8 protein-coding genes and 1 pseudogene are annotated in these 11,734 nt (G+C 49.7%); 8 read left to right on the forward strand and 1 reads right to left on the reverse strand.

The genetic code is table 11. The annotated features are described in order from the left end of the window. Positions 1–80: 80 nt before the first annotated feature. Positions 81–590: a type VI secretion system contractile sheath small subunit gene (gene tssB, locus PPL9_RS07410; protein WP_057462095.1), complete on the reverse strand. Its 510-nt coding sequence runs from the start codon at positions 588–590 to the stop codon at positions 81–83. Between the two features lie 268 nt (positions 591–858). Between tssB and tssM the strand changes: the two genes are divergently transcribed. From tssM to PPL9_RS07450, 8 genes and pseudogenes are all read left to right on the forward strand, one after another. After that, entirely contained in the window at positions 859–4,446 is a 3,588-nt protein-coding gene (gene tssM / locus PPL9_RS07415; protein ID WP_208989231.1) for a type VI secretion system membrane subunit TssM, read from the forward strand. Positions 4,447–4,451: 5 nt separating this feature from the next. Continuing rightward, entirely contained in the window at positions 4,452–5,885 is a 1,434-nt protein-coding gene (locus PPL9_RS07420) for a TssA family type VI secretion system protein (protein ID WP_057462096.1), read from the forward strand. Positions 5,886–6,148: 263 nt separating this feature from the next. Continuing rightward, entirely contained in the window at positions 6,149–6,535 is a 387-nt protein-coding gene (locus PPL9_RS07425) for a hypothetical protein (RefSeq protein WP_208989232.1), read from the forward strand. Positions 6,536–6,567: 32 nt separating this feature from the next. Then, positions 6,568–7,293, forward strand: coding sequence for a HupE/UreJ family protein (locus PPL9_RS07430; RefSeq protein ID WP_057462097.1), 726 nt, complete (start codon positions 6,568–6,570; stop codon positions 7,291–7,293). 11 nt (positions 7,294–7,304) lie between these two features. Next, the gene (locus PPL9_RS07435) at positions 7,305–8,063 is read left to right on the forward strand and encodes a hypothetical protein (RefSeq protein ID WP_057462098.1); all 759 of its coding nucleotides are present in this window, start codon (positions 7,305–7,307) and stop codon (positions 8,061–8,063) included. Between the two features lie 586 nt (positions 8,064–8,649). Continuing rightward, on the forward strand, positions 8,650–9,720 hold the full coding sequence (gene fbaA, locus PPL9_RS07440) for a class II fructose-bisphosphate aldolase (RefSeq protein WP_057462099.1): 1,071 nt from the start codon (positions 8,650–8,652) through the stop codon (positions 9,718–9,720). 57 nt (positions 9,721–9,777) lie between these two features. After that, a complete protein-coding gene (locus PPL9_RS07445; protein WP_057462100.1) occupies positions 9,778–10,671 on the forward strand; it encodes a sugar kinase in 894 nt (297 codons plus the stop codon). 557 nt (positions 10,672–11,228) lie between these two features. Beyond that, positions 11,229–11,734: pseudogene (locus PPL9_RS07450) on the forward strand (hypothetical protein); the annotation flags it as partial.

The following is an 11,734-nucleotide window of genomic DNA, read 5'->3' on the forward strand; positions in this document are numbered from 1 at the left end:
TTTTACTTTGAAATGTACTTGCGGATCAAAACGAACGAGCTCCGCAGTTGTTTATAAAATCTATTGATAATGACGTAGTGTCAGCTGTTCTCTTCCTGAGACGAAACCACTGCATCCAACTCTGAAAGAAGCTTCTCACGCTGCTCTTTATCTTGTAGCAGCTGCTCTAGTCGGTTGCGGAACGCAGGAATATTTCCAAGCGGCCCTTTAAGAGCAACAAGAGCCTCACGCAGATCGATTAGCTTTTTAAGCTCAGGAATTTGCTTCACGATAGAATCTGGCTCGAAGTCTTTTAGTCCTTCAAACTTCAGATTGACCGCAAGCTGTGCGTCTTCTTCCTCAACAAGCGTATTTTTGACCGTTAGCTCACGCTCCAGCCCCGCTTCTTTCATTACCGATGCGAAGGTATTCTTATCAACTGAAAGCAGCTCGCGCTCTTCAAGAGGCGTATCGTCTTCTTTGCCGTTGTAATCACCCAACATGACAAGACGCAACGGCAGTTCGACTTCTTCCTGTTGGTCACCAGTTGCAGGAACATAGCGAATGTTAATCCGCTCTTTGGGCGCAACAGAACCTTCCTTGCCAGCCATTAGCCTTCCCCACTCTTCTTAATAAAACTGAAAACATCTTAGAAACTACCTAAGATTGTACTTAAATTGAAAATTGAAAACTTTAGCGTCAATTCGACTCTAAATTTCCCTTAGGCCTATCGGAAAGAAAAACAGACGACAACCCAAAAGTAAAACTTCCGTTATTGGACTTTAGTAATATTGATTATCAAAGTAAATATTTCGAGAAAAAAGCTAATATTGCCCGAAAATGCGATTCGACCTGATTAATACAAACCAGAGAAACGTAATGATAACTAGAGCTCTCTCAATAATCAAAACTATACTATTATCGATTATTAAATTAACTACATCATATATATTTATAAGCTCGATATTTCTAATTTTACTCGTTTTAAGTGTATTTTTCTTCAGGGATTTTGTGTTCTCCTTCGCAGGCTCAAGCGAAAAAAAATTAATCTACAGCGCCCTTGCAATGGCAGTTTTTTCCATAATTTGGGGTGCCAGTAACTTAATTTATGTAAGCATAAAGAAGAAGAACGTTGATTTAAGTAAAAATAAAGATAAAAGAGAAAAGCCTAAAACACCTGATCTATCCTATCTGAATGAGTTCGAGCGTGGCTTCAACCAAGCCCTGCAAACCATCAGCAGAAACTGGGCAGGCAAGGGTTCTCGCAGAAATGGAAAGAACCTCTACGCGCTACCCTGGTTTGTGGTTTTGGGATCTCCAAGTTCGGGCAAGACATCCCTTATTGTTGAATCGAATTTAAAGTTTCCACTTGCACATCTTTTCTCTCAGGAAGACGCCAAGCATGTGCAACCGACAAAAGACGTTGATTGTTGGGTAACCGACGAGGCGGTTCTGTTTGATGTTGCTGGCCAGTTTGTTGAACATGTAAACGGAAAGCAATCTGACACTCATGAAACACATTACGCAGGTTTATGGCGCCGCTTTCTCAAACTCCTGCGTGATAACCGACCACGCAGACCCATCAACGGCGTTGTCTTATGCCTCGACCTGTCAGAGCTTATTTCGCTCTCCTCTCAGGAGCGAAACACGAAAGCAGCACTTATTCATGCTCGCCTGAACGAAATGACAGAAGTGCTGGGCACGCGCTACACCGTCCATGTCGTACTTACCAAGTTCGACCTCATCGATGGTTTCCATGAGTTCATTGGATGTTTGCCCACAGCAGAAAGGGCGAAGCCATTTGGCTTTACATTTGATCTTCATAGTGGTCGGGATCAAGACAAGTGGTTAGACGAGTTTAATGCAGCTTTTGCCAAACTGCTGGAAAACCTCAATCATACCACTGTCGATCGTATCTCAGATATTCGTTCAGCACACAAACGTCGCCAACTCTATCTGTTCACCCGTGAGATGGCTGGCTTAAGTACAATTTTGGGTGGCTTCCTTGGTAAAGCCCTGCATCAAGACAAGTTTTCAACCGCCCCTCATATTCGGGGCATCTTCTTCTCATCAGCCCGGCAGGAAGCCATCCCAACAAATCCTGTTTTGCAGGCAACCTCACAAAAGTACGAAATAGCGCCGCCAATCCTGCCCATTCACAGTGGCCCATCCAAGCAGTACTTCTCTTCCGCCCTGTTTGATCAGGTGGTCTTCAAAGAAGCGGGGCTTGCTGGCGACAATATCAAGATTGAACGCGCGAAGCGTTTCGCACTCATCGGCTCAGGCCTTGCGGCTTCATTGTTGTATGTCGGCTTTTTCAGCGCTTACTGGATGGGTTACGAAAGCAACCGCGCACGTGCAGATCAGGTCGTTGATATCACTGAGAGCTTTGAAGAGCTGCTCCAACAAGGACCAGCACAAAACTCTAACGCGTCCGGGCAAAATTATATTCGCTCTCTTGGAGCCCTTACATCGGCAAGCGACATTTTTGGCAATTACCGCAGTCGAAACTGGCTTATGTCTCAGCTTGAGCTTTATCAGGGACACAAAATCGGCCCGGAAGTTGAGAAAGCATATGTCGACATGCTCGCACGCTACTTTCTCCCAGAAGTGGCAGCATACGTGCGAGATGAGATCGCAAAACTTGGAGAAAATGAGACCGGTAGAGACAGCAATGAACGCCTTGAAGCTTTGCGCGTCTATCTCATGTTGGGAGACGCATCACGACGAAATGAGCTGCTGGTCAAAGCCTGGATGGAACAGAAATGGCAAGAGCAGTTTGAAGGTGATCTAAAGCTGCAAAAAGCTCTTCGTGATCATTTGGTCTTTGCCATTGAGACTGCAGGGCTAGAAGCCGCACTCGACAAAGATCTGGTGGAAAACTCCCAAAGAGACTTAAGAGAAGTTCCGAGAGACCTTCGCCTTTACCGCAATATTGAACAGGTCAGCGACAGACAGCTTGCCTCATCAGTCAATTTCCGAAATGATATCGGACCTGCTTACAACATCGTTTTTGATGGCACCAGGAGCAGCAGCGGAAACGATCAGCCGATTGGGGTGAAAGAGTTTTTCACAAAAGACGCTTATCTGGACTATTTCGTAAAAATGAATGATGGCCTTTCGGTCGTTGCTGTTGAAGATGCATGGGTCGCAGATGAGCGCGATACGGTTGAGTATTCTCAAGCCGACCTGAAAGAATTCCGTCGCAAGATCGTGTCCCGCTATGCGACCAATTACATCTCCAGTTGGAACACCGCGCTGAACCGTTTGGAAATTACTGATTTCAGAAATCTGGATCATGCGGTTGATATTCTTGAAACCCTGACTGGCCCAGACCGACCGCTGAACCGGCTCATCAACCGCGTTAAAAGTGAAACCGAGATCTATGAGGGCAAGCTTATCGAGCTGAATGCCGAACAGGCTGTGGACTCTGACCTTCCCTTCGATATCTACCGCGAGCAAGGATTGCGTGTCCGTCGGGCCTTTTCCAATCTGAACGGCTTGGTTGAAGCGGAGGAAGGCGAAAAAGCCTATCTAGAAGATCTGGATGCTGCACTCAACACACTCTACGAATACCTCAAAGACATTCGACAAGCTGGGGAGCGCTCTGGCGAGGTGGCCCTTGCACGCGCGAAGGCTAGGATTGACCTGCAGGGAGAGGACCCGATCTATACTCTCAAACGTATAGGTGTTGATCTGCCAAGTCCATTGAACCGCTTCTTCGCAAAATTAGCGGACCAAAGCTGGAAGGTTCTGCTGCAAGAAGCCAAGAAGGAACTACAGCGCAGCTGGAATGAAGAGATTTATGCGGATTATAATCTGAACTACGCTCAGCTCTATCCATTCAACAAACAAGCTGAGCAAGAGATTCCACTTGAAGAGTTTGAGAGTTTCTTCGGTCCCGGCGGCAAAATCGAGACGTTCTATAAGAAAAACCTCATTGTATTTGTTGATGAAGCAACGGGCGAACCCAAAACCATCGATGGCCGCCACTTAGCCATCGAGAAGGATTTCCAGGACAACCTGAAGATCATTCTGGATCTGCGCAGGAGCTACTTTAACTCCGAAGGGCTCATTGGCGTTGAGTACAATATTCAGCCTGTGGCTCTTGCAGCCAAACTGCGTCGTGCTGTGATGAATATTGAAGGGCAGATCATTTCCTATTCACATGGGCCAAGGCGTCCAATCCGCGTGATTTGGCCTAACGTCCTTACGAATGAGGCAGAGAGCAGCCTTTCAGTTTTCCCCGCAGGAAGAGGTCGTCCGCATACAGTTACGTTCAAAGGGCCTTGGTCTGGTTTCCGACTGCTGGACTTTGCTACAACGAAGGGCTTTGACAGCAATGGTGCACTGATCGAATTTAGTTTCGACGGTCAAAAAGCAACTTATTCACTGCTTCACAAAGGTGCTAGTTCGCTCGCACGCAAGCAACCATTGTCCGGTCTTATCCTACCAGCAAAGATGTAACTCTCATGACCGCATCAGAAGCAAAATCAGAAGAGGCAGCTCCGGCTGCGTCTTCTCTTTTCGTAACATCCTATGACGACCTCGCCAAAGCGGTCCTTTCCCCCATTTCAGATAGGTTTGAAGAGGACATTGAAGATCACCCAGACTTTGACGCCGTCAGTGATGAGTTGATGAAACGCGGCACCCTCTCTCACGGCTCGATCGACTGGAGTCTGATAGAGCGGGAAGCGCTGCAACTGCTGCAAAACACTCAAAAAAGCCTGGCAGTTTTGGAAGCTGTGCTGCTTGCCCGAATGACGCGGAAAACACGCGGGGCTTTGACCAGTTGCATCCGAGGCCTTGATGCCTGCTTAACAATGCCAAGAGCAGACCTCTGTCCAAAAGAAGATCGAAGATTTGATCTCATCCTACGCCGTATTTGCGGTTTGTTCAGCATGGATGCGTTACCCGGCAAGCCCGGCACAGAAGCTGAAAAACTGGATGAAAGCCTTGCTCGCCTGACCAAAAACGAACTCTTGCTTGAGCACGGCCTTGTAAAAGATTTTCGTGTGCTTCAGGAGAGACTTGAGCTTGAAAAGAAGCAGACGGAGAAAGAGAAAGCGCAGACCGCCGCAGGAGCCTCTGCATCAGGAGATGGAGCAAAGACGGGAAGTATCGGTTCCGCAACTCCGATGGATGCACGTTCCTTTAAACGCACCACCGCTGAGATATGCACACTCATCTTTCAGGAAGACCCATCCCTTCCCTTTATCTACCAGCTGCGCCGCCATGCATGCTGGCAAGAGATAACAGGTGCACCTCAGATAACATCTGAGTCCCGAACTATTATTCCTGCCGTATCGATAGATACCTGCGACAAGTATCGCGATGCGCTCAAGCAAAGCAATGCAGATATAGCAATCATTCACCAGTTAGAAACAACGCTGTTTTCTATGCCATTTTGGATTGAAGGCCAGTTCATTTCAGCTCAATTGGCTCTCAAAGCCGATCACATACAAGTCGCTAATGCCATCACAGAGAGCACCCAAGAGTTCATAGGCCGGCTCCCGGAACTTCGCGAACTGTCCTTCAACGATGGTACCCCCTTCATAGAAGGAGAAACGGCGGAATGGTTAAACTCAAAGCCCGCGCACTCAAACATGCCTGCACAGGCAGATAACCAGCAGGAAAGCAAAGGGCTCACAGATTTTGTTGGCAATCCAAGACTGGCCTCAAAATGGAACGGAGAGTACAAGTCACAACGCTCGCCACGCCAAAAGGCCTTCATGGAACTTGCTATGCTGGAAGACCTCGCAGGCTCCGGCTTCTCCGCCCTCGTCTCCGACCAAACACTGCGCCTACAAACATCCGTCGAAGAAACATCCATCACCGACTGGGACCCCGAATTCTTCAAGAGAGCCGCTGCCCTTACACGCAAGAGTCGAAACAAAAGTGCTTAATTCATTGCTTCTGAGCGTAACATCAATACAAAAATGCACATAAGTGAACTCTAATGACATTTCATGAATATGAATGCAAAGAACACAATGAGTAGTAATTCCTATTGGCAATAAATACGAGAATCATTGATAAGCTATCGTGGTAGCATGGGTTTTCCAAGGCACTCAACTTTCCTGTCTTTTTCTCTGCCAAGGTCCATGGTATTGCCATAGTCCTCTGACTATTCAGCGCATTCCATGTTTGAGAGTTCACCGACAGCTGCATGCCGTTTCGTGTTGTGACATTGCTGAGATCTGCCCTGCTCACGTGCATCACTCTGATGCTTGTGTTTTCTGTCATGGGCCGGCCAACGCCCTCGCATGATCTGGGTGCTCTGGCGCAAACCACCTATCAGCAGCATGTGGTTGCGGACACGCATGATCAGGAAGCAGGCCACAGCCACGACGCGTTTGAAGATGACCTGCAAATCTCCGGACATCTGCACGGACATAATTCTGCTGATCATTCTCATGAAGCACCAGCTGAAGCACATTTCACGCGTCCTGTGATTTCTGCTGAGGTTGGCAAGCACGTGGCGCAGCCCGTCAAAAGCTTGCGATATGACCTCGCTTCAAGGCTGGAGCGCCCTCCCCGACCATCCCTTCTGTAGCACCAATCCTATAAACTACAGATGGATTTTCCATGACATTTCCTCTTCAGCGCGCAGGCGCTGAGCGGTGGACGCCCGCGCGTTTGCTGCTGCTTTCCTGCATCCTGCTGCTGGCGCTCACGTTGCCTGCGGCAGCCCATGGCATCGCGACCGGTGACAAGGGCTATATTCAAGAGATCTCCGGGATCAACATCATCCCCTTCATGTATCTGGGGGCCAAACACATGGTCACGGGGTACGACCACATCCTGTTCCTGCTTGGGATCGTGTTCTTCCTCTACAAGACCAAAGACATCGGCGTTTATGTGAGCCTGTTCGCGATCGGCCACTCCACCACGATGCTGCTTGGAGTCTACTTCAACATTGGCATCAACGCCTACATCATTGACGCCATCATTGGCTTCTCAGTGGTCTATAAAGCGCTTGATAATATGGGCGCCTTCCGGGTCTGGTTTAAGTATCAGCCCAACACCCGCCTCACCACACTGGTCTTCGGGTTCTTTCATGGCTTTGGCCTGTCCACCAAGATCCTCGAATACGAGATCTCACCGGATGGGCTGGTGCCAAACCTTCTCGCCTTCAACGTGGGTGTCGAACTTGGCCAACTGCTGGCCTTGAGCGGCATTCTCATTGTTATGGGCTACTGGCGGCGCACGCAGACCTTCTGGCGCTACGCCTACTCCATGAACACCACCATGATGACAGCAGGCTTTGCGCTGGTAGGATACCAGCTCACGGGCCTCATCCTATCTTTGTAATGCGAGGCCCCATGCACAATACAACTCCACCAAAACGCTCTGAGTTGCCGTCTTCCGCACAACTGAAACGCTCCACCATCATTGCGGCTTTGTCTGCTCTGGCCCTCCTCATCGTGGTTATCCTGCCCTCTGAATATGGAGTAGATGCCACCGGCATGGGCCGCGTTCTAGGCCTGACAGAGATGGGTGAGATTAAAACCCAGCTGGCAGAGGAAAGTGCAACCGATGCAGCGGCTTCTGCACCGACAGCCTTCACTCAGCCAGCGACAACCACTTCACCGGAACTCACCAACCGCGTTGACGAGATTGAACGCAAGCTGGCTGAGGTGATGCTGAAACAGCAGTTGCGCGAGCGTGTGACTGCCACGTCTCGCCGAGTTGACACAAAGACTGTTGCACCAGCGAAAACTGTTGCTGCAGTACCCGCCGCTCAACCAATTGCCCCGACACCTGCCATCAAAATCGATCAGACCACCATTCAACTTGATCCTGGTCAGGGTGTTGAGGTGAAGCTGGTGATGAAGGCCGGCAAGAGTGCAGCGTTTCGCTGGACGGCAAACGGAGGCACATTGAACTTTGACACACATGGAGACGGGGGTGGTCGCTCCATCTCCTATGTGAAAGGGCGCGGCGTGCCGCAGGACGAAGGACAGATCACGGCAGCATTTGATGGCAACCATGGTTGGTTCTGGCGAAACAGAACTAACAGCCCTGTTACTTTATCATTGCAAACACGCGGAGAATACGAGTCGTTTAAACGAGTAAAGTAAGCGACTCATCAAGTTGACCTAATCGTCAATTCGGGTGGTTTTTCTGTAGTGTCCCGGCAAAATGCCTGCAAAACCGAAAAATCACCCGGGTTTTCCCCTTAAGCGCACAATATTCGGCGACAATCTGTCATGGGGTTCAATACCTATTACTCGAGGTAATACTGATATATGTCTCGCCAAAGCGCTTTGGTACAAATAATATTGCAACTAACCCGCACGTTCCCCTCAGTTAGTTTGTGATTTGTCATTTGAGGGAATTTTAAATCGTTATAACGTGGTCAAACCACGCTTTCGTGCGATTGCATCAACTACGTATTCCTACTTATTTCATTCCAACGCGTTTCGATGCACTTTCCCTTCAAATCTTTTTGCACCCGGTGAAAAGTTTTTCACCTGCAAGGTTTGCCGCCACCCTCGGCAAGCCTAATTCGGGGCCTTACTGCCAGCTATACCCCCTTTTAGCTGGTGCGTAACAACCGAACCACATGAGTAAAAGCGGAGTCCGTTCCCTGCTGTTATAGACAGCATTCCCTCCTCCCGGGCTTCGCTTTTTACTCACTCAACATGCGATCGGGAGACCTTTAAGGTGACGAAGCTGCGTCCAGGCGTCATTTTTGGCGAAGAATACAAAACCCTCATTCAGGCAGCACGCGAAGGGCAGTACGCTCTTCCAGCAGTAAACGTAGTTGGCTCCAACTCAATCAACGCAGTGCTCGAAGCTGCAGCAGCCAACAAATCCGACGTAATCGTACAGCTCTCAAACGGCGGCGCACAGTTCTATGCTGGAGCAGCCTTGCCGGATAGCTTCCAGGCCCGTGTTCTTGGCGCGGTTTCCGCAGCCCAACACGTGCACCTGCTGGCAAAACACTACGGTGTTTGCGTTGTGCTCCACACAGACCACGCAAACCGTAAGCTGGTGCCTTGGCTGGAAGCTCTTATCTCGCACGGTGAAGACTACTTCCGTGCAAATGGTCGTCCACTCTTCACGTCTCACATGCTGGACCTTTCTGAGGAAACTCTGGAAGACAACCTGTCTGAAAGTGAACGCCTGCTGAAGCGCATGGCTCCACTGCAGATGAGCCTTGAGATTGAACTCGGCTGCACCGGTGGTGAAGAAGACGGCGTTGGTTCCGACGATGACATCGGATCTGACAACCCGAAACTGTACACCCAGCCAGAAGACGTGCTGGAAGCGTACAATCGCCTCGACCCATTGGGTCACTTCTCTGTGGCGGCATCCTTCGGCAACGTGCACGGCGTGTACAAGCCAGGCAATGTGAAGCTGCGCCCTGAGATTCTTCGTGAAAGCCAGAAACTGGTTCGCGAAACCCACGGTCTGGGTGAAAACCCACTGCCACTCGTGTTCCACGGTGGTTCCGGCTCTGAAAAAGCAAAAATCGCAGAAAGCCTGGGCTACGGCGTGTTCAAAATGAACATCGACACCGACACCCAGTTCGCATTCTCCGAACAGGCGGGCGCTTATGTGTTCGAAACGCCAAATGCGTTCAAACACCAGATCGACCCAGAGACCGGTGTCCCTTATAAGAAGGTCTACGATCCGCGCAAGTTGCTGCGTGAAGGTGAAAAAGGAATCGTCACTCGTTTGACAGAAGCCTTTGAAGACCTTCGCAGCACTGGTAAATCCCTGGCGCAGTAAGAATGACCTCACAGGCCACACGTTGGGGGTGTGGCCTGGACTTTAATGGAGTACAGGATGAAAGCGCTATTTATTGGCCAGTCCTATATTGACGTGACCTTTTTGTCAGAGACCATGCCGGAAGGTGATGAGAAGGCAATTGCGCAGGATTACGCTGTCAGCTTTGGTGGCAACGCTGTCACCGCGGCTTTCGTTTGCGCAAAGCTGGGCATCTCACCTGACCTGCTGTGCTCCATGGCAGACGACTGGTTGTCTCGCATGTTCCGCGACATGGCGGCCAAGTATTCCATTCCGATCCACGGCGCTAAAGTGAAGGAAAGTTCCCTCTCCTTCATCATGCCAAAGGATGGCAAGCGTGCCATCGTGCGTTGCCGTGACAACGACTTCCTGCATCCGGTTCCTGAACTCAACCTTGCTGGTTGTCAGGCGCTGCACGTAGACGGTCACATCCCACACGCTGCTCTGCATTACGCAAAGCTGTGCCGCAAGCATGGCATCCTGACGTCTCTGGATGGCGGTGCCGTTCGTGAGAACACCGAGGAGCTACTCAACTACATTGATGTAGCGATTGTTTCTGAGCTGTTCTGTGAGCAGCTGGAAAAATCCCCGGAAGACACACTGGAATACCTGCGTGCCAAAGGCGTGAAGGTCGGTGGTGTCACTCAGGGCGAAAAAGGCCTGCTGTGGTACGAAGACAAGTGCCCGATCAAGCGTTTGCCAGCTCTGAAAGTGCCAAAAGAACGCGTCATCGACACCAACGGTGCGGGTGATACCTTCCACGGCGCCTATGTTTACGGCTACCTGGCAGACCCTCAGGGGACCTGGGATGATCATTTCAAACTGGCTCGTGCAGCTTCCGCACATGCCATTCAGTTCCTCGGCAACGAGGCCTCTCTGCCAACCGTCCTCGACTTGGACAACGTGCAGAAAAACTTTCCTGCGAGCGACTAATCTAAGCGGCTTTGCCATGGGTGAAGCCATTTAGAGCCAAATAAAAACAATAAGAACGAACAATAACAATAATAGGCCCCACACGGGCACATGTTCATGTGGCGCTCGCACACTCAAAAAGCCCCGTCTCTTTATGAGGCGGGGTTTTTATTTGCCTTTTTACGCGCAATGCCAGGGACCCGAACCTGCTTCCCTTAATTATTGTCAGCTATACCCCCTAGTTTCAGGCGGACAAGAAAAGAGGGAGCGCACTGGCCTGCAGACAATTCCTGCAGGATCACGCCAATGAAAACCCAGATAATTCAGGCTTCTTACTCCTCAAATATAATCCCTTTAATTATTACGGGCTCAGTTTCACTAATATTCTTCAAGAGTTCTAGATAATATAAGTAAGCACATGATGAAGTCCATTGATCGCAGGCTTCTTTCACACAAACACAAATTGCATACAAACAACTGCTCGCCTGACGCGACAGAACAATTTCTGCATGCCAACTACACAGTTTCCGGCAGCAGTATTTAGCTCAGTTTCTATTGTTTTAAACAGGGTTTATACTATGACTCATCTCAAATATTCATGTGCTCTGGTCGCCTTGCTGGCGAGTGCAGGCATGGCACACGCAGGCACAATTACTATCACCACAGATGGCAGCAATGTGGTGACTCATTACACAGGCTCGTCAGACAACGCTACAACAGCTTTTGATGAGGCATCGCAAACCGGCATTGCCGACAGCGCAGACGTTGATCGCATTTTTGCAAGTGAGATCAAAGGCAACGCAGCAGATATTGCCAGCAACAGCCAAACTATTTCCGACTTTGAGACCCTGTTTGGAACAGTGCAGACAACAGCTCCAGCGGCAATCTCTGATGGCGTTAAAGATCCGTTGAAGAGCAACACAGGCACACCCCTGGAAGAAGTCCGCGATATTGAAGCTGCGCTCAAAGATGGCACAACAGCCAAAACCGAGTGGAAAGCTTACCTGGACCACGTAGAGGCAAAAGCTGCTGCTGGCGAAGAGATCACTATGGATGCTCCAACAGATCCAGTGGCGGGGGGGTT

The organism is Pseudovibrio sp. POLY-S9 (assembly GCF_001431305.1).
Classification (GTDB): Bacteria; Pseudomonadota; Alphaproteobacteria; order Rhizobiales; family Stappiaceae; genus Pseudovibrio.